Genomic DNA, 21,419 nt, shown 5'->3' with positions numbered 1-21,419 from the left:
TCCCCTGTGGAGATGAATACGACTAAAGTCGTAGTTTGTGTTTTTATGTATATTTAGTTTAAATAAAACAAATACTTGAAAAATTGTAACTAAGTATACAAGTGTTCACTAATGTAACTGGTGTATTTTGCCATAGTAAAAATAGATGTGTAATTTTTAGCCAATATTGTTGGGCTTCAAAGGGCTGAAAATGAGCACTTTGGTCGAAATCCTTAAAACTTTAGTCAGTTTGCCATGTATACAGAGCCCAAAAAAGACAAAACCCAAGTCAGGTAACTTGGGTTTTGTGAGCGAATGTAGTGAATTTATTCAGGATTTGAAATTTTTAAACCCGATAACCATGCCCGTAAAGAAGCAGGTTTTAACGGCTTTTTCAACAGCACGATATTCATATCTTTGACCCGTTGTGGCAGTTCAGGATCTGAGTCTGCGGTAATCAAAGCGACGGGGACATTTTCTTGACGATTGGCTAAAATAAAGTCCAAACCAATTTTGTCATGGTTTAAGTGTTGATCGACCAACCAAACCTGAATATTTTCTTGTTGAATCATCTCAAAAGCCTGTTCAGGTTCAGTTGCCTTAAACACTTGATAGCCCCATTTGGTCAGTAAAGTCGACATCCCTTCTAAAATGGTTTCGTCATTGTCCAAGCACAAAATTTTATAGGCTTTGGTTTTGAGTGGAACCGCTTGTACAGGCGCTGCCACGACTTTTGGTGGGTCAATGATTGGTACTTCAATCATAAAGCATGACCCTTTGCCATACTCTGAATAGACATGCACTGGGTAGTCGAGCAGGCTGGTCATCCGTTGTACGATGGCTAAGCCTAAGCCAAGCCCTTGCTCACCCCACGGTGAGGTATGGCCACAGCGCTCAAACTCTTGGAATAGTTTGATTCGTTGTTCTTCTGCAATCCCGGGTCCTGTATCCCACACTCCAATTCGAATATGGCGTGGTTTGTCCGTGGAGCGGAGTACGCCCACCACCACTTTGCCTTTGGCAGTGTAGCGTAGGGCATTACTGACAAAGTTCTGAATAATACGGCGAATCCATTGTGGGTCGGTATCTATCCAGAACTGAGCATCATGTACGCTGAAACGAATACCGCGCTGTGCTGCAATGGATTTAAACTGCAATTCGAGGTCACTGAGTAAATCATGCAGCGGATAAGCCTGACGGTTGGGTTGAATGGTGCCACCTTCAAGACGGGCAATATCCAACAGGGCAGACAACATACTTTCTGCACCGTGTAAGGCACGATCAAGCTGTTGTAAGGTTTTACGGTCTTCTTCACTTTGTACGCTTTGTTCTAAAGCTGTACTGAACAGACGCGCAGCATGCATCGGTTGCAATAAGTCATGACTGGCCGCGGCAATAAAGCGGCTTTTCGACATATTGGCTTTATCGGCTTGTTCACGTGCCAGTTGTTGTTCAGTCAATGCATCTGCTAACTGTTGAGTTCGGTCTTGGACACGCGCCTCCAGCATGGCTTCATTTTCACGGAAGGCGGTAATGTCGGCGAAGGTGGTGACAAAGCCGCCGCCTTCAATTGGATTGCCACGCATTTGAATGACACGACCATCTTTACGAATGCGTTCAAACTCGTGCGCACTACCGACTTGCATCCAGTGCATCCGTTTCCGTACATGTTCTTCGACCGAACCCGGGCCACATTCGCCGCGCTCTGCGTTATACCGAATCAAATCCGAAATCGGACAACCGACATAGACAATGTCTTTTGGATAATCAAACAGTTTTAAATATTGGTTATTCCATGCCACCAAACACATATTTTCATCGACCACACTCACCCCTTGGGTCATGTGGTCAATCATGGTCATGATCAGGTTTTGATTAAAACGTTGCCACTGTGAGGCTTGGTCTAGAATGTTTGCCACTTGCCCCAAAGCGAGGCCATTGTTGACCATTGCGGTGGTGAGCAGGGTACGCGCCGATGCAGCACCAATAGTGCCTGCCAAATATTGTTCGGTAAAACGCCACCACATGCCGTTGGCATTGCTGTTTTCATTCAGCACTACATTGTTCTGGGCACAGAACTGTTGGAAAGCGCGCATAGTTGCGCCATCACCAGTAATCCGTTTGGCTAAGGTGATTAAATCACCAACTTTTAAACGTGCAACATCGTGATGAATGTAGTTGATGTCTGTAGACGTGCTCTGTGTCGGCAGTGGCTTAGTTTCATAATAGAAAAAGCTTTCTGCTTGAATTTGTTCGGCCACGCTGGGGCGGAAAACGCGGGAAATCCAAATGTATAAAATAATATTCAAACCGAGTGCCCATACTACCCCATGAGTGAGTGCGGCAAAGGATTCAAAACCGAGCAGGGCTTCAGGACGTAACCAGTTAATGCCCATGGGCCCGACATTAAGAAAACTTTCGGTAAAGTGTGAATATTCAGCAGGCAAACTGCGCAGCACAGTCGGTAACAACAGGGTGTAGGCCCACATGCCAAAACCAGCCAATAAACCTGCATAGACGCCTTGTTTACTGCCGCCACGCCAGTATAGACCACCAATGAGGGCAGGTGAGAACTGAGCCACCGCACTAAAGGCCAACAAGCCAAAGACTGAAAGTTGGTCAATGTCATTAAAAAAATGGAAGAACAAAAAGCCCAATAACATGACGGCTAAAATACAGACCCGACGGGTAAATTTAAGTACCAAAGGTAAGCGTTTATCGTGGCGGGACAGTAAATTGGTACGCCATAAGGCAGGCATGATCAAGTCATTACTGAGCATGATCGACAGCGCCACTGAAGACACCAACAGCATACCCGTAGAGGCAGAGAAGCCGCCTAAAAAGGCTAATAGGGTTAACCAGTCTTGGCCATAACTTAAGGGTAAAGACAAAACCGCTACATCGGGGATCGCTAAGTAACCTGGCGTTGCATGCAGCGCCCAACTGGCAATCGGGATAATGGCAATGATGGTTAAAACTAAATAAACTGCGAACCAGCGCCGTGCCCCACGAATATGTTTTTCATCACGCAATTCGACCACAGCGACGTGGAACTGACGCGGTAAGCAAATGATCGCGAGTCCAGCCAACAAGGTTTGAATCCAAAACGTATCGGGCACACCAATGAGTTGTACTTGATGGAAAGTCTCCGCGACATCTTTGGAGATTTGATGAATGTTTTCAGGTGCAGCAAACACGAAAAAGAGCGCGACACACAGCAAAGCAAACAGTTTGACAAAAGACTCGAAGGCAACCGCCAACATCAGACCGCCATGTTGTTCTGTATTGGCAATCTGCCTCGTCCCGAAAATCATGGCTAAAATAGCCAAGATACCAGTGAGGAACAGTACACCGTTGGTGGTTGAGGCGATACTGCCTGCGGTGGGCTCTAAAATCACCGCAGCACTAAGTGCAATAGCGCGTAACTGCAGGGCTAAGTAAGGAATAATCGCAATGACGGCGAGGATAGTCACCATTGAGGCCAAAGGCCCACTTTTACCATAGCGTGCAGCGACAAAATCGGCAATCGATGAAATAGCATGGTGCTGACGGACGCGGCCTAAACGACGCCAAATGTCATAGCCCAGTGCGACGAAAAGTAGTGGGCCAAGGTAGATCGGCAGAAAGATAATGCCTTCACGAACTGCTGCACCTGTTGCGCCATAAAAGGTCCAAGATGAACAGTAGACCCCTAAAGTTAAACTAAACAATAGCATGCGCCCACGCGTGCTCAGGCGGCTGGCGTGTTTCTCACCAAAAAAAGCGCAGATAAAGAGTAAGACGATATAGAGGGCCAATACCCCGATAATGAGCCAGCTGTTCATTTTACCTAAAGTTTTTCCATCATCTCGGCCATCATAGCGCATCTGGGATAGAGGCTGCTGAGCTTGTTTAAAATTTACAGACCAAAGTCTAAATTACAACCAATACAGAAGCTTGCTACTTTAGCAAATGTAATAATTCGAATTAAAAAATTGTATCTACGGTTGGATACGCACAGGAGTATGGTTATGGATGAGAGACAAGTAGAACAGATTCTACAAAATCCCAAATTCAAGGAAATGGTTAGTCGTAAAAGTAAACTGAGCTGGACACTGACAACCATTATGTTGGTTGTATACGTTGGTTTCATGTTGTTGGTTGGCTACAACAAAGAATTTTTAATGACTTCAGTCAGTGGTGGGGTGACCACGATTGGCATGCCATTGGGTCTAAGCATTATTGTATTGTCTTTTGTTTTGTGTGGTGTGTATTCGTATATCTCGAATAACAAACTCGACGCATTAAACGAAGAAGCAATGCGTGAAGTTGAAGCCATTGCGCAAGAGAAAGGACAGCACTAATGAAATGGAATTCATTGAAAGCGCTTGCAGTCGCTGCTACAGCACTGTTGGCTTCGAGCCTAGCAGTTGCAGGCCCAGATTTGGGTGAGGCTCAACAACAAGCGACAAACTGGCATGCAATTATCATGTTCGGTATCTTTGTCGGATTTACTTTGCTCATCACCAAATGGGCAGCAAAACAAACCACCAACACTGCTGACTTCTACACAGCAGGTGGCGGGATTTCAGGTTTCCAAAATGGTTTAGCGATTGCGGGTGACTATATGTCCGCAGCATCATTCTTGGGTATTTCCGCAATGGTTTTCAGTTCAGGCTTCGACGGCTTGCTGTATTCATTGGGTTTCATGGTCGGCTGGCCAATCGTATTGTTCTTGGTGGCTGAACGTCTACGTAACTTAGGTAAGTTCAACTTATCTGACGTAGTGTCATTCCGTTTAGCAGAAAAACCAGTACGTACGCTTGCAGCAGTAAGTTCACTGGTTGTCGTTGCATTCTATCTGATCGCTCAGATGGTGGGTGCAGGTCAGCTGATCAAACTCTTATTTGGTTTGAACTACAACATTGCTGTAGTGATTGTCGGCCTTCTGATGATGGCTTACGTGATCTTCGGTGGAATGTTGGCAACGACTTGGGTACAGATTATTAAAGCTGTGATGCTTTTGTCTGGCGCGACATTCATGGCGTTCATGGTGATGAAAGGCGTAGGCTTCAGCTTCTCTGAAATGTTCACGCAGTCAATTCAAGTTTTCTCTAAAGTACATGACATTTCTTTAGCAGAAGCGGGCAATATCATGGGACCAGGTAAACTTGCAGCAAACCCAATTGATGCCATTTCTTTAGGTTTGGCATTAATGTTCGGTACAGCGGGTTTACCACACATTTTAATGCGTTTCTTTACCGTTAAAGATGCTAAAGAAGCACGTAAATCAGTGGTTGTAGCAACAGGTTTCATTGGTTACTTCTACCTTTTAACTTTCATCATTGGTTTTGGTGCGATCCTTTATGTATCGAACAACCCGCAGTTCCTTGATGTCGCGAAAATGGCAGTAACTGGCAAGCTAGAGCTTGTTGGTGGTAACAACATGGCAGCGGTTCACTTGTCTGATGCATTGGGCGGTGACTTGTTCATGGGCTTCATTTCAGCAGTGGCGTTCGCAACGATTCTTGCTGTTGTTGCAGGTCTGACCTTGTCAGGTGCTTCAGCAATCTCGCATGACTTGTACGCAAACGTATTCAAGAAAGGTCAAACGACTCCTGAATCTGAACTTCGTATGTCTAAAATCGCGACTTTAGGTCTTGCTATTTTTGCAATGATTTTAGGGATTCTGTTCGAGAAACAAAACGTTGCTTTCATGGTCGGATTAGCATTCTCTGTAGCAGCATGTGCAAACTTCCCAGTTCTTGTACTTTCAATGTTCTGGAAAGGTTTAACCACGCGTGGTGCGGTGATTGGTGGTGTAGTGGGTCTAGCGACTGCAGTAGTACTTATTGTCTTGTCTAAAGCCGTTTGGGTAGATACATTCGCAATCTCTGAAACGCCAGTAAATCCATTCAATGGTCCAGCGATCTTTGCAATGCCATTGGCGTTCTTCTGCTGCTGGTTGTTCTCTGTGACTGATAACTCAGCACGTGCACAAGCAGAACGTAAAGCATTTGATGCGCAGTATGTACGTTCACAAACAGGTATTGGTATCTCAGGCGCTTCAGATCACTAATCTGAACCTGAACTAAAAAAAGCCCCATTGATTGGGGCTTTTTTTATGGTGTTGAATATCCTAATTTTGTTGGCTTTGAATGCTGAAATGCAAGATCGTGATATACAGTCTGTACTCAAGTTGTAATCAAAATGAATTGACTCACGTGAATAAAAAGCATCGGTTTCAGTGGCTATTCATGCTAAGTTAAAAAAGCGAGAACAAGAACCAATCAAACTTGGCGTTAAAAACAACAGGCTGCATATGCAAGTATTTGTCGAATTTTGGAAAGGCTTCCGTCTACTGCCTTCAGCATGGTTACTGCTGTTGCAATTTATTATGCTGATTTTGGCGTTGTTGAGCGGCCATAGTTTGTCCTTACGTGTATTGGTTTGGGGCTTAGGTGTTTTGGTCCTGTTACTCATTGCCAAGGTCATTCGTCAAACTCCCGTGTTCACCATTCTCGGCTTGAGCTTTGTTGGTGGGGCATTGTTCTTTTCCTTACTGATATTGCTCGGTGCGCGAGATCCGATGCTGTTGGTGATTAGCCATGCCTTTGAGGCGATGGCCTATTTTATTGCGGCCTATGGCTTGCTGCGCTATATGTTTGCAGACCGTTATTTGACCAAAGATGAGCTATTTGCTGCAGGGGCAGTGTTTACCCTTATTGCATGGGGTTTTGCCTTTTTATATAGCATTTGCCAGATTTTAGAACCCAATAGCTTTTTAAATCCCAATGTGGCGGGCGCACAGTCATGGCTCGATTTACTTTTTTTAAGCTTTAGTTTGCAGTCGGCGACAGGTTTGTCCGATTTAATGCCATTAACACCGCTGGCTCGTATGATTGCAATGTTGCAGATGTTTTGTGGGGTGATGTATTTGGCTTTAGTCGTTTCACGCTTGATTGCCTTGCAGTATATTCAGCATCGGCCCAATGATCATAAAGAAAATTAAACTGTTACAGGATTCGCACTGCCTTATTTTTCAACATAAATTATGATGGAACAGAATCGTTAAATTTTAAGCTATTCATTCTTCACTCTTTATTAGACTCGTCTAATTAACCATTTTGGTTATATCTTTGTACTAAAAATAATTTTCTGGGGGAATTATGCCTTCCATAAAGCCATCGCTGTTTGCAAACATCAAACGGAATGTATTTCTCAGCACTGTCCTGATTCTAGTGCTTTTTCTGGCCTTGATTCTTTTTGACCCAAGTGGTTTTGAGGCTTTAACCAAACATTTAAATCAATGGATTATTGATTCATTTAGCTGGTTTTATGTTTTATCTGTCGCGTTATTTCTGATCTTGCTGATCTTTATTGCGCTCTCCGATATGGGGAAAATCAAACTCGGTCCTGATCATAGTCTGCCTGAATATAGCAGTGGTTCTTGGTTTGCTATGCTGTTTACCGCAGGGATGGGGATTGGTTTGATGTTCTTCGGTGTCGCTGAACCGGTGATGCACTATGTCAACCCGCCCACGGGAGACGGGCAAACCGTAGATGCCGCACAACAAGCGATGCGAATCACCTTTTTCCACTGGGGATTACATGCATGGGCCATTTATGCACTTGTGGGATTGTCACTGGCTTATTTCTCTTTCCGACATAATTTGCCGTTAAAGGTTCGCTCCGCTTTATATCCTTTGGTGGGCAAAAAAATCTATGGTGTAACGGGAGATGCAGTTGATACCTTTGCAACCTTAGGCACCATTTTCGGGGTTGCTACCACACTTGGTTTTGGGGTGACCCAAATTAATTCGGGACTGAATTATCTTTTTGGCATTCAGCAAAGTATTGGCATTCAGGTCGGGCTAATCATTTTTGTCACTTTTTTAGCTTCGCTCTCAGTCGGTTTTGGTTTGGACAAAGGCATTAAACGGCTGTCTGAATTGAACTTGGTACTGGCAGTGGTTTTACTGTTATTTGTGTTTTTTGCCAGTTCTTCCATTTATATCTTACAAACCAGCATTCAAAACGCAGGGCAATACGTATCCAATTTGTTCACGATGACTTTCAACCTCTATGCCTATCAACCCAATGGTTGGATTGGTGGTTGGACCATTATGTATTGGGCTTGGTGGATTTCGTGGTCGCCTTTTGTTGGAATGTTTATTGCCCGAGTGTCTAAAGGTCGAACCATTCGTGAGTTTATTGTCGGGGTGTTGTTCATTCCTACAGGTTTTACCCTGATTTGGATGGGCTTCATGGGGAATGCAGCGCTGTTCAGTATTATTCAAGATGGGCACACTTCGTTAATCTCAGCGGTACAACAAGATTCATCCGTCGCACTGTTTGAATTTTTGACCCATTTACCTTTCTCTCAAATATCGAGCCTGATTGCGACCGTTCTGGTGGTACTATTCTTTGTGACTTCAGCCGACTCAGGCTCATTGGTCATTGATTACTTAACCGCAGAAACAGAAAACTCACCCTTGTGGCAACGGCTATTTTGGACCATTCTGATTGCGTTACTGTCGATTATCTTACTGATGGCAGGCGGACTTTCAGCCTTACAATCGGCCACAATTATGAGTGCCTTACCCTTTACTTTGATTATGTTGCTGGTCTGTTGGGGCTTACTGAAAGCACTGCGTTTGGATGTCACCAAAATGCGTGCACTACAAGATGCGCGAATCACGCCACGTGCGATTCAAAATCCACGCAGTTGGCAACAGCGTCTAGGTCTGATTATGCATTATCCGCATACCCAGTCTGAGGTCGAAGAATTCATTGGTCAGCAAGTCCAACATGCTTTTTCAGCGGTACAAAAGGAATTTCAGCGCCGTCAGCTAGACGTGACCATTCAACCGATTGAGCATGGCTTGCAGTTACGCGTGGATCACCATAATGAAATTAACTTCATCTATCAGGTGGTTGCCCGTGAAACCCAGCCACCCAGTTTTATGGCAGATCGACTCGAAGAACAGCAGTTTTATCAAGCTGAAGTTTTCTTAAGAGAAGGTGGACAGAATTATGATGTGATGGATTGGACTTTAGATGATCTCTTGCAAGATATTATTGACCAATATGAGCGTCATTTACATTTTTTAAATTTAGTCAGAGCCACAAACTAAAAAAAGGACGCTTTAAGCGTCCTTTTTTTGTATTCAGTTTCTAAATTGAATTAGAAGCGGAATTTAGCGTTTACGCCAACAGATTGAGTGTCAAGCGCTTTAGTTTCAGCATTAGCATTTACATAGCTCGCACCTACAGCAATCGCTGGAGTGATGAAGTAGTTTACGTTCGCACCCCAAGCTTTGTTCGGTGTTAAGTCAAAGCTAGACTCTGCATAAGAAGCACCAACACTTAACGCAGGTGTTAAGTAAAGGTCAGTTTTTAATTGGTAAGCAGTGTCGTCACCATAAACAAGACCAGCTTCTAAGCCAAGTGCCATGTTAGTACCGTCGATGTTACCTACGTATTTAGTACGTGCAGTAATCGCATCTTGGTCGTCAGCAATAGTCGCTGCTTCGCCAAAAGTTTTAACTACACCATTGTTCATGATACCGAACGCATCAAGAGCAGTTTGGTCAGCAACGCTAGTATAACCTACAGCAACCAAGAAGTTAGGAGCTACTACAGCACCAAGTTCTAATGCATAACGGTCGCCATTATCATCACGAGTTACTGAATTTTTGCCATCAGTGTGAGTGTGGCTGTAAGACGCGCTTGCATAAGCAGGAACGAATTTAGTTGGTACATAAGCTTCAGCTTTAGCACCGTAAACATGAGATTCGATGTCAGAACGACCTTCATCTACAGGAGCATCATACTGACCATATTGGTAAGCTAAAGATACATTTGATGCTTGGTTTAAGAAAGCAGCTTCAGCTAAAGGACCTTTAGATGAATCAACGTTTTTGAAATAGTAAGTACCTTGTACAGCACCAGTGAAGTTTTTGTCGTTTTCAGTTGTATCTACATACTCTGACTGACCTTGTACTTCGAATTGGTATGCTTGAGCACCGGTCATGGCTAATAATAAAGCAGTGGCTAAACCGAGTTTTTTCATGATATTTACCAGATTGTTAACATTGGATTAAACTAAGGCTATTCTATTGTAACAATTTATTAAGTCAATGAACTCTAATGGTATTACATTATTGAGTAATTACTCTAACTATGTTATAGGTTAAAAATTGCTCAATTGATCGTATCCTTGTCAACCAAAAAAAACTTACAGCAGAACAATAGTGTATACCTATTTAGAAAACAGAGAATGCGCGATATCGAATTGTACTGAACTTGATTTTTAATTGATAAATTAGATTGAAGTAATTGGTATAAACGGTAAAAAAGTTAAATAAGGCGCCTCAAATATAGGCGTTTTTGTGTCCTAAGTCTAAAAAATGCCTAAAATTAGCGCAAAAAACTCGGGTTTTGCTTGTATAATGTACATATCTTCTCTGTATTTGTGATAATTCTCACAATAATTATGCAATTATATTAATCCATAGTGCTTTGGTTGGCTTTACAATAGAGCAGATTTATTTCATAATAATTTTAGCGAATCATTTAACAATATTGTTGTTTTCTGAGAAGCTAATTCTCCTCAAACAGTTTTTGTTTATCTGCCCAACTTTCCCCAAGGTTGGGCTTTTTTTATTTAAATTTTCGAGATCTTCTTTTTTTCTGAATAATATATTGGAATTTAATGCATCATAATGGTGCAATTATCAATCTATATTTTTCATTAAAAACTTTTATTCGGGCAAAAAAAAACCAACTTCTAAAAGAAGTTGGTTTTTTCCGCCAAAACTTGTGGGAAAATTAGAATATCTGCTGAGGATATACTCTAATTCGCCCCAATACTGTGCATTATGCACCTAAATGTTGCATTTGTAAATATAGGCACTTTAAAAAATGGGAAAATTAGAAAATATTGAATGAAATTCACCCTAAACATGAATATTATTAAGGATTGATTTACTTAGCTTTCATAGGTGAGTGAAAGTTTAGCCGTGATCATTTGGGGCTGATGAAATCTTAAAATGATGCAAAACAAAGAATTAATCACTTAAATACACGATATACTGTTCGTATAATAAACAGTTAATTTGGTTTTCTTTTATTTTGGAATGGGGGCGTGGTTGAAGTATGCGAGAAATACGCTCTGAGTATTTGAGTCAAAAGTTGTACATTGCAATGAGCATTATTATTTTGTCATTGTGCAGCTTATCCATTCCGTTGATGGTCAAAAGTTATCGAGATTACATCAAAACCAACCAAGCTTTAACTGAAATACAAGCCTTACAGGCTGTTGCAGACTTGGCCAATAAGATTTCACGAGAGCGTGCGCCAGCCAACAAGCTCATGTCGAGTAATCAGCAAGACTTTGCCCAGCATGTGCTTGAGTTAAAACTGTATCGGCTCACGGTAGATGAGCAGATGCAAAAGACCTTAGAGGTTTTAAAGCATTCGAACCTCCCAAATTTAGATTTAAGTTTATTTGACCGTTTAGATGAAGCTTTAACGCAAGGCAGACAACAGGTAGATGCCTATGCAGCTCTACCACGTGAGCAACGTAATGCCGAGACCATGGATCAAGCCATCCTAAAAATGTTCAATGCTTGGGATCGTAGTCATGATATTTTAAAAGACGTAATCGCTGTATCTGAAGGCAAAGACACCGCTGTTTCAAACTTCTATGTCCAAATTTTATTATTAGCGGACTTACGTGATCAGGCCGGTCGTGCTGCATCCAATGTGATGGCGCATGTAGCTTTTAAACAACCGATTCCTGAAACCAATTTAGCGCGTTCTTTACAGACTCGGAAGCAAGTGATGTATTTGTGGGAACTCATTGATACCTTACAGCCCGAGCGTGATAAAACCGAAGAATTTAAAGTGCTGCATCAAGCGGTTTATAACGAGTTTTTAGCCAAAGGGCTATTGATTGTTGAACGCTTGATGAATGAAAGTATTTACCATCGACCATACTATTTAACGGGGACACAGTTAACTGAAGCAATCGTTGATAAATTTTCGACCGTGGTGGAATTGCAAAATTATTTACTTAAATATAGCGTTGAAAAAGCCATCATTGAAAAGCATAAAGCACAAAATATTTTGCTCACAACGGTGGGTATTTCACTGATTTCAATTTTTGCGGCACTGTTTACCATGATCTATGCACGCAAGAGAGTGTTTAGTCCACTTATTCAAGCGCGTGAAATTCTGTTTGATTTATCCCATTCCAGTCTTCGCCCCAACCCGATGGATACCAAAGACCAACCCGCCAATGTTTATTCTTTATTTACAGCGATTCAGCAATTAAAACAGACACTTCAGCAGCGAGATGCGTTGGAGTTTCGACTCAAGAATATTGCACATTTGGATTCATTAACCGGGGTTGCAAACCGTTATGCGTTGAATGAATACATTAAACTTTTGGAAAATCAGCCGACTCAGTTTTCGGAGACTTGTTTAATGGTAATCGACATCGATCATTTTAAACAGGTTAACGATGTGTATGGGCACCTGATGGGGGATCAGGTCATTCAATTTGTGGCTGAAAAATTAAAAGAAAATATTCGGACATCTGACTTGTTGGTACGTTACGGTGGCGATGAATTTATCGTACTGATTGAAAATGTTGGAATGGAGCGCGCTTTAAAAATTGCGGAAAAGATTCGTTCTGAGATTTATGAAGCGAAGTCAGTTGATAATGTACGCTGCCCTGATTTGAAAGTTAGTATTAGTATTGGGGTGGCAATTGGTGCGACCAGTTGGATGGCACTGTTAGAAAAAGCCGATCGTGCTTTGTTTCAAGCCAAAGAGCAGGGTAAAAATAAGGTTGTGGCTTATTCAGTTGATGAAGTGAATGAGTCATATTATATTTAAAAGAACTAGATCAAAATAAATAAGTAAATTGAATAACAGTACAAAAGAATAAATGAGGGGAAAATGGGAACAGACTGTATTTTTTGTCAGATGACACGAAATGAAATACCTTGCCATATTATTGATAGTAATGATGAATTTATGGCATTTCTCACGATATTCCCCAATACTTTGGGTGCAGCTGTTGTAATCCCCAAAAAACATTACACAAGTTATGCTTTTGATTTGGATGATGAAGTTTTAACTGGATTGATGCTATATACCAAGAAAGTTGCGAAAAAGTTAGATGGATTTTTTGAAGACGTTGGGCGTACAGCAATGGTATTTGAAGGTTTTGGTGTGGATCATGTTCACGCTAAGTTATTTCCAATGCATGGTACTAAGCAAGTGCATGAAAACTGGCAAGCTGTGAACTCTAATGTTGATAAGTATTTTGAGCAGTACGAAGGCTATATTTCATCACATGATTTTCAGCGAGCGGATGATGGAGAGTTGGCTTTGCTTGCTGAGCAGATTCGAGCTTTTGAATAATAAGTTGAACGATTGGTATTAATGACTATCGTTTTAGAGCATCTTCCTACTGGATTGCTGGCGTAATTGCTATTGTGTAGCGTTATCTCATTTTTACTGGGCAAAAGTGACAAAACCCATTTGTTTGACTATGCTCAGTCCCTTGAGCATAGTCAAACAGGCGACATTCATGTCGCCTTTCGTGTGATTGGATTTCAGATAAATTCAATCATTAGTAAATAGCTTTATGTAGGCTTTGATACAAGTTCTTTCTAGCCTCTAGAATTTTAGTTCTATATTCGGCTGTTTTCTGTATATCTACCGAGCCATTTTTAAACAAAGTATAGGAATTGAATTTTCCTAAAAGTTCTCCATAAAATCTTAATTTTTCTTGTTGTTCTGTGTATCCTCCGTGGAGTAATAAAAGACCTTCATTCTTGCTTAAAAGATCGAAGTCATTGAAAAGTGATGTTCTTAAAGGATCAAGTCGTTCTAATATTTTAGTTTGATTTATTGGTGATTTCTTTGCTTCGAACTCAAAGATACTCCATATCTTTAATATTAAATGATTAATTTCTTCAACATCTTTAGAAATATTGGTTAGTAGATTTCGGTTGTATAAAAGATTTTCTTTGGTAACAGAAGCTGAGATGCTCGCTTTTTGATTAAAATACGCTATTACACCTGTGACCAGTGCTCCTAAGCCAATTTTAATGGATGTATCTAATATTTCTAATAAAGTCATAAATGTTAAAATTATGAATAAATCATAGTTTTAGCATAATTATTTTATGAATCAAATTCTTCTTCAACCTCCTTTGAAAAAGGAGGCTGAATTATAAAATCACTTCAACATTGGTTTTAAGAACTTCGCTGTATGTGAAACTTTATTCTTCGCGACATCTTCAGGTGTACCTTCCGCAATAATCATCCCACCACCTGCACCACCTTCAGGGCCTAAATCAATTACCCAGTCAGCAGTCTTGATCACATCCAAATTATGCTCAATCACCACAATGGTATTGCCCTTATTGCGAAGCTCATGGAGGATATCTAACAGTTTAGCAATGTCATGGAAATGTAAACCTGTAGTTGGTTCATCCAAGATATATAACGTTTTACCTGTATCACGTTTTGCCAATTCACGTGCCAATTTCACACGTTGCGCTTCACCACCTGACAGTGTCGTTGCAGACTGACCTAAACGAATATAACCTAAACCGACTTGATTCAATGTTTCCAAACGACGATGAATCACAGGAATAGCATCAAAGAAATGCATGGCATCTTCAACTGTCATATTCAGTACATCTGAAATATTTTTACCCTTATAACCCACTTCTAAAGTTTCACGGTTATAACGTTCACCATGACAATTATCACAAGGCACATACATATCAGGTAAGAAGTGCATTGCCACTTTGATCATGCCGTCACCTTCACAGGCTTCACAACGACCACCTTTCACGTTAAACGAGAAACGTCCCGCAGCATAACCGCGTGCTTTGGCTTCAGGCGTTTGCGCAAACAATTCACGAATTGGGGTAAACAAACCTGTATAGGTTGCAGGGTTAGAACGAGGTGTACGACCAATTGGGCTTTGATCAATATCAACAACTTTATCAAGGAATTGCAGACCATCAATCGAGTCAAATTTTTCAGCTGTTAAAGTGGTTGCACCATTAAGCTGTGTCGCTGCCAAAGGCAATAAAGTACGGTTAATCAGCGTAGATTTACCTGAACCAGACACACCAGTCACACAGGTCATCACACCCAAAGGAATGGATAAATCCACATTTTGTAGGTTATGACCCGCAGCACCCATTAATTTAATTTGCTCTTCAGGCTTTGGCGGTTCAGTACGCTTTTTCGGTACTTCAATTTTCAGTTTGCCTGATAAATATTGACCTGTAAGTGATTCACTATTCGCAAGGATTTCATCATAAGTCCCTTCAGCAATCACATGACCACCATGAATACCAGCACCAGGGCCAATATCGATAATATGATCTGCTGCACGAATCGCATCTTCATCATGCTCAACGACTAAAACGGTATTCCCCAAATCACGTAAACGAACTAAGGTTTCTAATAGGCGATCATTATCACGTTGATGCAGACCAATTGATGGTTCATCGAGTACATACATCACCCCCATCAAACCTGCGCCGATTTGCGAAGCCAAACGAATACGTTGCGCTTCACCACCAGACAATGTTTCTGCTGAACGAGAAAGGCTTAAATAATTCAGACCCACTGAAACTAAGAAATGTAAACGCTCACGGATTTCTTTAAAAATCTTATCGGCAATTTCGCCTTTTGCACCATCAAGATTTAAATCTTGATAATAACTTTCCGCATCACCAATCGACATTTTAGTAATTTGGGCAATGGTTTTGTCTTTAACCCGAACATGGCGTGAAATTTCATTCAGACGTGATCCACCGCAGGCATCACATGCCGCATTAGACAAATATTGTGCCAAATCATCACGAACATAGTTTGACTCTGTTTCACGATAGCGACGTTCTAAATGTGGCAAAATTCCTTCAAAAGGTTGCACACGATTATGTTTGCGACCCCGTTCGTCGATATAACTTAAATCAACTTTTTCTTTGCCAGTACCGTATAAAAATTTCTTTTTGGTGTCGGCATCCAATTCATTCCAAGGTGTATCCAAAGAAAAACCAAAATGTGCTGCCACTTTTTCAATCATGCTGTAGTAGTACGGACGTTGTCTGTCCCAACCACGAATCGCGCCTTGGCTAATAGAAACCTCAGGACTTGGAATGAGTTTTTCAGCACTAAAATGGCTACGGGTCCCTAAACCATCACAGGTTGGGCAGGCACCAAAGGGATTGTTAAATGAAAACAAACGCGGCTCAAGTTCTGCAACGGCACGGTCACATTCAGGACATGAGTGTTTAGCCGAAAAGACCCGATCTGGGTGTTCACCATTCATCCACGAGAGAATGGCAATATCACCGCCCAAACGTAGAGCAGTTTCAAAAGATTCTGCAATGCGGTTGCCGAGGTCATCACGGACTTTAAAACGATCCACCACCACTTCAATGGTGTGTTTTTTCTTTTTATCGAGTTCTGGAATTGGGTCGAGATCAACAATCTCACCATCGACGCGCGCCCGTACAAAACCTTGACTTTGTAGCTGTTCAAACAGGTTGGAATATTCGCCTTTACGCTCACGCACCACAGGTGCAAGCAGCATCAGCGCTGTTCCTTCATCCAATCCTTTTACTGCATCGACCATTTCCGATACGGTCTGTGCCACCATCGGCAAATCATGCTCTGGGCAAAAAGGCGTGCCGACACGTGCGTAGAGTAGACGTAAATAGTCATAAATTTCGGTAATGGTACCTACCGTAGAACGTGGGTTATGGCTGGTTGACTTCTGTTCAATCGCAATGGCAGGGCTTAAACCTTCAATTGAGTCAACTTCAGGTTTTTCCATTTGTGACAAGAACTGGCGCGCATAGGCCGAGAGTGATTCGACATAACGACGCTGACCTTCGGCATAGAGTGTATCAAATGCAAGCGATGACTTACCTGAACCAGAAAGTCCCGTGATCACCACGAACTTATCGCGGGGAATATCAAGGTTCACATTTTTTAAGTTATGGGTACGTGCGCCTCGAATACGGATATGACTTTGGCTCATAAAACTATCTCGAAATTGTGCAGATGAAGGAGGTATATGATAACGACTTATGCTTTATTCAAGTGTTAAACATGATTTTATAGCGACAAATCATGTCGGCCAAAAGAAAATTGATGCTGCTAGACTGTAGCTAGATTTCAGTGTTGAAACAAGTCTCAAGCTATCGATATTGGCTGCGACTGAAGACAGAAAGGTGTTTACGCGTTGCGTAAAAAAGAGTGGATCACCCATTCGGCGCAGCGCAAAAGTTGCATCATGGTTGTGCTATTTTTGGTTTGCCATACGCCTTCAGGGATAGAGTGTTGTTGTGGTTGCAGCATTTAGCATGCTAGTGCATAAGGACGTTCAAAGATTGAATCGACCGTCTCAAAAGCAAAGGGACGGATAATGTCATGATGAAGACGGGCATAGAAATTGACTTTGTGCTCAAGAGTTTGCAAGAAGGCATCGTAGTCATTTTCAAAGTCTGGTAGGTCGAGTAAGTCTTGTTCTCGACTTAAAACGCAATGATATTTTTTAATAAACGCCAACATCAATTTTTGAATATGTGGATTGGTATAATAAATGAGATAGGTCGCGGCAGAACCGCAGTGTAAACAGCCTTTTTCAAGGTAAATTTCTTCGTTATTTAGCCAGCAACATTGTACGGTAAAAAATGCACGAATGGCTTCAGTACCTAGAGTATCAGGATGCATGAGAACGGCCCTCGAAAGTTAATTGTGCAAATGATAATTATTATCATTATTGGAGTTTAGTTTTAAATGCTTAAAATAGCAATCGCGCCATCTGAAAAATACGAGATTCGGTCAATAAAAAGCCCTGAAGGGTTCAGGGCTTTTGGGATCATTTTCGCTTTTAAGCGTGGTCTAAACCGAGCCATTGCTGTTGTTTATAAGCGCTGTCCCAGAACAACCATTCCAGTTCAGCCCCTTTACGGTAGGCTTTATGCATTTTCTCAATAGTGTCTGCATCGCAGCGTGCAGCCACTTTATCGATGGTTGCAATTACATTACGTACTGCTTGGTTGAATTCTTCACCTGCGTAAGTATCAATCCACGCTTGGTATGGGTTGTTGGCGATAGAGTTACCCACAATGTCTTTACCGACTTCAGCATAAATCCAAAAACAAGGTAAGAGTGCTGCTAACACTACAGGGTAGCTTTCAGACCAAGCGCTTGCCGTTAGAAATGAAGTGTAATGGTGACATGCTAAAGTCAGCGGGGTTTCTTCAAACTGCTGTTTTGAAATATCAAAATTTTTCATAAAGCCATCATGCAAACTGCGTTCCACCACAATCGCTTCTTTAGCCCCTTGGCTAAACTGAATAATGTCGTCAGCCTCATACGCTTTGGCACCACACACCGCTAAAGCACGACCATAAGCCACCAAGTAGTGCGCATCTTGAATCACATAATGACAAAATGCTTCTTTATTAAGTGTGCCTGAAGCTAATTCTTGGTTAAAAGGTAAAGCCAGTGTTTTTTGATATAAGTCGACATTACGTTGCCAAACGTCTTGAGAAAAAGCCATGATTAGATCCTGAGGGAAGCCAAAATATGGGCAAGACTATAACAACAGTTTACGCGGAACAACAATCCATCTCCGTACATCGGTGAGATAAGTAAAAATTAACGAAGATGTTTTGGTTTCAGGCGCAAAAAGCGTCATAATTGCGGCCATAAAACTCAACCTGTTTTTTAAGTTTTCGTTCATCTCCAAATTTTTTATAGGTCGATCTGTCATGATGAAACATTTTGGTTTCTCTATCATTTTTACGATCGTGTGTCTTGCGTTGTCTGCGTACTGGGGTTTTACCCATGGACCAGAAGCGGGCTTAAAGACCATGTTTACTGCTTTGACCATTACTGCAATTTTAGCGGTGATGGAGGTCTCGTTATCTTTTGATAATGCCGTGGTCAATGCATCTGTGTTACGTGGTTGGGATCATTTCTGGAAAACCTTGTTCCTGACTGTGGGGATTTTAGTCGCTGTATTTGGTATGCGTTTAATCTTCCCTGTCGCAATTGTGGCTGTAACTGCAGATATGGGCTTCGTTGAAGTCGTACAACTGGCTTTGAATGATCCAAAAACCTACTCACAACGTCTGATGGATCATCACCCTGAAATTGCTGCGTTTGGTGGTGCATTCTTGTTACTTGTGTTCTTAAACTTCTTCTTAGATGAAGAGAAAGACACACACTGGTTCCGCTGGTTAGAACGTCGTTTGACCAACTTAGCCAATGTTCCTGCAATGTCAGTCTTCCTTGCACTGATTGCACTTTTGGTGATGGCGGCTAATGTCGATGAAGCCAAACGTCTGGTGGTGACCATGGCGGGAATCTGGGGCATCGTGGTTTATATTGGCGTACAAGTTTTGAGTCATTTGTTGGGTGGTGAACCTGAAGTTGATGAAGATGGCAATGCGGTTACACATGATGCCAATGGCGCAACCACAGGTGTGGTCAAAGCAGGTATTGGTGGTTTCTTATACCTAGAAGTACTTGATGCATCGTTCAGTTTTGATGGTGTAATTGGTGCGTTTGCTATTACTTCCGATGTCGTAATTATTATGCTGGGTCTCGCGATTGGTGCGATTTTCGTGCGTTCGATGACTATTTACTTGGTCGAAAAAGGCACCTTGGATGCCTATGTTTTCCTTGAGCATGGTGCACACTACGCCATTGGTGCTTTAGCATTCATTATGCTGGCAAGTGGTACAGGTCTACATGTACCAGAAGTTGTCACGGGTTTAATTGGTGTGGCCTTTATTGTTTGGGCTGTTATTGCTTCTATTCAATACAAAAAGCATCAAGCCGCTTAAAGCAGATTGCTTTAAACCGCAGAAAAGCGCAGCTCAGGCTGCGCTTTTTGTTTTTCAGATCAGGAAGGCTTTTATTAAACATAAAATTCATGCCGCTAGTCGGATTGAATAGCCTATAATCTTGATCCAAGATTAATTCAATACAGTCTGTCCTCGTTTATGATGAATGCTTTAGAACGTCGTTCAACTTTTGCCTTAAGCAGTATTTTTGCCTTACGCATGTTGGGTTTGTTCATGATCATCCCTGTATTTTCTGTGGCAGGGCAGACCTATGAATATGCAACGCCTGCGTTGCTCGGTTTGGCTGTGGGGATTTATGGCTTAACACAGGCCATTTTACAGATTCCTTTCAGCTTGATTGCCGACCGTTATAGCCGTAAGCCTTTGGTGGTTTTTGGGCTACTCCTATTTGCTTTGGGTGGTGCAATTGCTGCGATGTCAGACACCATTTATGGGGTGATTATTGGCCGTGCCATTGCGGGTGGGGGGGCAGTGTCTGCGGTAGTGATGGCATTACTGGCGGATGTGACCCGTGAAGAAAACCGTATGAAAGCCATGGCAACCATGGGCATGAGTATCGGGGTTTCTTTTGCTGTGGCTTTTAGTTTGGGGCCGTGGCTTACCGGTTTAGTGGGGATTTCAGGATTATTCTGGGTAACGACCATCATGGGTTTGGCGGCCATTTCAATGCTGTTTTTGGTGCCCAAAGTCACTCGCCATCATCGTAATTATCAGCAAGGTTATTTGGCTCAGCTCAAACAGGTCTTAAAAATGGGTGATCTGAACCGTCTGCATGTGTCGGTGTTTAGCTTACATTTATTGCTGACGGCAATGTTTATTTATGTCCCATCACAGCTTATCGATTTTGCAAAAATTCCACTAAATTCGCATGGCTGGGTGTATTTACCGCTGTTGGTAATTAGCCTATTTTTTGCCTTTCCAAGCATTGTATTGGCTGAAAAATATCGCAAAATGCGAGGTATCTTTTTAACGGCCATTGGTGGCATTATTTTAGGCTTAGGCATTCTAATTTTTGGCTTTGAGTCGAAGTATATTTTGCTCACTGGTTTGGGCTTATTCTTTATTGCTTTTAATGTCATGGAAGCGCTGTTGCCGTCATGGTTATCGAAAGCTGCGCCAATTCAGTCTAAAGCCACTGCCATGGGCGTAAATGCCAGCAGCCAGTTTTTAGGCGCATTCTTTGGTGGTGTCACAGGCGGTCAGTTGCTGCTGTTAAACAATACTGCCTTGGGTTGGAGCATCCTGACTGGACTAGCGATTGTTTGGTTATTGATTAGTTTTGGCTTGGCACAACCGCGCTATTTGTCTTCGATGGTGTTGCGTTTACCTGAACATAAACAAACGGACGAGTGGACTTCACAGCTTTTAGCGATTCGTGGTATTGAAGAGGTCGTGGTGATGTCTGATCAGCAAGTAGCGTATGTAAAAGTCGATAAGCAGCAAATAGATGATGCTACGCGACAAGATTTAACGCAGTTGTTGGGGAAAGAGGTAGCCATTTAAGCATAACTCTTATAAAGTAAATAA

Annotated in this window: 15 protein-coding genes; 8 read left to right on the top strand and 7 right to left on the bottom strand. The window is 42.0% G+C overall.

The window, feature by feature from the left end; translation table 11 throughout:
- Positions 1-305 precede the first annotated feature (305 nt).
- Positions 306-3,803, bottom strand: a complete 3,498-nt coding sequence (locus GVX98_RS15820) for a PAS domain-containing hybrid sensor histidine kinase/response regulator (RefSeq protein ID WP_159128738.1) — start codon at positions 3,801-3,803, stop codon at positions 306-308.
- Between the two features lie 186 nt (positions 3,804-3,989).
- Here GVX98_RS15820 and GVX98_RS15815 point away from each other — a divergent pair, with 186 nt between their 5' ends.
- From GVX98_RS15815 to GVX98_RS15800, 4 genes are all read left to right on the top strand, one after another.
- Entirely contained in the window at positions 3,990-4,322 is a 333-nt protein-coding gene (locus GVX98_RS15815) for a DUF485 domain-containing protein (RefSeq protein ID WP_004691685.1), read from the top strand.
- Entirely contained in the window at positions 4,322-6,037 is a 1,716-nt protein-coding gene (locus GVX98_RS15810; protein ID WP_159128610.1) for a cation acetate symporter, read from the top strand. The genes GVX98_RS15815 and GVX98_RS15810 overlap by 1 nt, the downstream gene beginning before the upstream one ends.
- Positions 6,038-6,280: 243 nt before the next feature.
- On the top strand, positions 6,281-6,970 hold the full coding sequence (locus tag GVX98_RS15805) for an ion channel (protein WP_004691682.1): 690 nt from the start codon (positions 6,281-6,283) through the stop codon (positions 6,968-6,970).
- Positions 6,971-7,127: 157 nt separating this feature from the next.
- Positions 7,128-9,095 (top strand): choline BCCT transporter BetT, encoded by a 1,968-nt coding sequence (locus GVX98_RS15800; protein ID WP_159128609.1) that lies wholly within the window; start codon positions 7,128-7,130, stop codon positions 9,093-9,095.
- A gap of 50 nt (positions 9,096-9,145) precedes the next feature.
- Here the strand turns inward: GVX98_RS15800 and omp33-36 are convergent, their stop codons facing one another.
- Positions 9,146-10,033 carry a porin Omp33-36 gene (omp33-36, locus tag GVX98_RS15795; RefSeq protein ID WP_159128608.1) on the bottom strand — a complete coding sequence of 296 codons (888 nt, stop codon included), beginning with the start codon at positions 10,031-10,033 and terminating at the stop codon, positions 9,146-9,148.
- Positions 10,034-11,118: 1,085 nt separating this feature from the next.
- Here omp33-36 and GVX98_RS15790 point away from each other — a divergent pair.
- Positions 11,119-12,864 carry a GGDEF domain-containing protein gene (locus GVX98_RS15790; RefSeq protein ID WP_159128607.1) on the top strand — a complete coding sequence of 582 codons (1,746 nt, stop codon included), beginning with the start codon at positions 11,119-11,121 and terminating at the stop codon, positions 12,862-12,864.
- A gap of 63 nt (positions 12,865-12,927) precedes the next feature.
- Positions 12,928-13,395: an HIT family protein gene (locus tag GVX98_RS15785; protein ID WP_159128606.1), complete on the top strand. Its 468-nt coding sequence runs from the start codon at positions 12,928-12,930 to the stop codon at positions 13,393-13,395.
- A 211-nt stretch (positions 13,396-13,606) separates the two neighbouring features.
- Here GVX98_RS15785 and GVX98_RS15780 read toward each other — a convergent pair whose 3' ends face one another.
- The 5 genes from GVX98_RS15780 to tenA all read right to left on the bottom strand — a co-directional run bounded on the left by GVX98_RS15780 (position 13,607) and on the right by tenA (position 18,580).
- Entirely contained in the window at positions 13,607-14,119 is a 513-nt protein-coding gene (locus GVX98_RS15780; protein ID WP_159128605.1) for a hypothetical protein, read from the bottom strand.
- 99 nt (positions 14,120-14,218) lie between these two features.
- Positions 14,219-17,050 (bottom strand): excinuclease ABC subunit UvrA, encoded by a 2,832-nt coding sequence (gene uvrA / locus GVX98_RS15775; RefSeq protein ID WP_159128604.1) that lies wholly within the window; start codon positions 17,048-17,050, stop codon positions 14,219-14,221.
- A gap of 197 nt (positions 17,051-17,247) precedes the next feature.
- Positions 17,248-17,370: a hypothetical protein gene (locus tag GVX98_RS17015; protein WP_256350717.1), complete on the bottom strand. Its 123-nt coding sequence runs from the start codon at positions 17,368-17,370 to the stop codon at positions 17,248-17,250.
- Positions 17,371-17,745: a hypothetical protein gene (locus GVX98_RS15770; protein WP_159128603.1), complete on the bottom strand. Its 375-nt coding sequence runs from the start codon at positions 17,743-17,745 to the stop codon at positions 17,371-17,373.
- Between the two features lie 160 nt (positions 17,746-17,905).
- Complete coding sequence (gene tenA / locus GVX98_RS15765; RefSeq protein WP_159128602.1) at positions 17,906-18,580, bottom strand: thiaminase II; 675 nt, start codon at positions 18,578-18,580, stop codon at positions 17,906-17,908.
- A gap of 211 nt (positions 18,581-18,791) precedes the next feature.
- Here tenA and GVX98_RS15760 point away from each other — a divergent pair, with 211 nt between their 5' ends.
- Positions 18,792-19,871 carry a DUF475 domain-containing protein gene (locus GVX98_RS15760; protein ID WP_058870674.1) on the top strand — a complete coding sequence of 360 codons (1,080 nt, stop codon included), beginning with the start codon at positions 18,792-18,794 and terminating at the stop codon, positions 19,869-19,871.
- 159 nt (positions 19,872-20,030) lie between these two features.
- Positions 20,031-21,395, top strand: a complete 1,365-nt coding sequence (locus tag GVX98_RS15755; protein ID WP_004978200.1) for an MFS transporter — start codon at positions 20,031-20,033, stop codon at positions 21,393-21,395.
- Positions 21,396-21,419: the final 24 nt, after the last annotated feature.

This window comes from Acinetobacter sp. 8I-beige, from assembly GCF_902505955.1.
Lineage (GTDB): Bacteria > Pseudomonadota > Gammaproteobacteria > Pseudomonadales > Moraxellaceae > Acinetobacter > Acinetobacter johnsonii.
This window is presented reverse-complemented; position numbering and strand designations above follow the sequence as displayed.

What these genes read in the sequence shown, in the direction of transcription:
- GVX98_RS15820 (WP_159128738.1), bottom strand. Translation starts at nt 3,803, where the DNA reads ATGAACAGCTGGCTCATTATCGGGGTATTGGCCCTCTATATCGTCTTA.
- GVX98_RS15815 (WP_004691685.1), top strand. Translation starts at nt 3,990, where the DNA reads ATGGATGAGAGACAAGTAGAACAGATTCTACAAAATCCCAAATTCAAG.
- GVX98_RS15810 (WP_159128610.1), top strand. Translation starts at nt 4,322, where the DNA reads ATGAAATGGAATTCATTGAAAGCGCTTGCAGTCGCTGCTACAGCACTG.
- GVX98_RS15805 (WP_004691682.1), top strand. Translation starts at nt 6,281, where the DNA reads ATGCAAGTATTTGTCGAATTTTGGAAAGGCTTCCGTCTACTGCCTTCA.
- GVX98_RS15800 (WP_159128609.1), top strand. Translation starts at nt 7,128, where the DNA reads ATGCCTTCCATAAAGCCATCGCTGTTTGCAAACATCAAACGGAATGTA.
- omp33-36 (WP_159128608.1), bottom strand. Translation starts at nt 10,033, where the DNA reads ATGAAAAAACTCGGTTTAGCCACTGCTTTATTATTAGCCATGACCGGT.
- GVX98_RS15790 (WP_159128607.1), top strand. Translation starts at nt 11,119, where the DNA reads ATGCGAGAAATACGCTCTGAGTATTTGAGTCAAAAGTTGTACATTGCA.
- GVX98_RS15785 (WP_159128606.1), top strand. Translation starts at nt 12,928, where the DNA reads ATGGGAACAGACTGTATTTTTTGTCAGATGACACGAAATGAAATACCT.
- GVX98_RS15780 (WP_159128605.1), bottom strand. Translation starts at nt 14,119, where the DNA reads ATGACTTTATTAGAAATATTAGATACATCCATTAAAATTGGCTTAGGA.
- uvrA (WP_159128604.1), bottom strand. Translation starts at nt 17,050, where the DNA reads ATGAGCCAAAGTCATATCCGTATTCGAGGCGCACGTACCCATAACTTA.
- GVX98_RS17015 (WP_256350717.1), bottom strand. Translation starts at nt 17,370, where the DNA reads ATGCTGCAACCACAACAACACTCTATCCCTGAAGGCGTATGGCAAACC.
- GVX98_RS15770 (WP_159128603.1), bottom strand. Translation starts at nt 17,745, where the DNA reads ATGCATCCTGATACTCTAGGTACTGAAGCCATTCGTGCATTTTTTACC.
- tenA (WP_159128602.1), bottom strand. Translation starts at nt 18,580, where the DNA reads ATGGCTTTTTCTCAAGACGTTTGGCAACGTAATGTCGACTTATATCAA.
- GVX98_RS15760 (WP_058870674.1), top strand. Translation starts at nt 18,792, where the DNA reads ATGATGAAACATTTTGGTTTCTCTATCATTTTTACGATCGTGTGTCTT.
- GVX98_RS15755 (WP_004978200.1), top strand. Translation starts at nt 20,031, where the DNA reads ATGATGAATGCTTTAGAACGTCGTTCAACTTTTGCCTTAAGCAGTATT.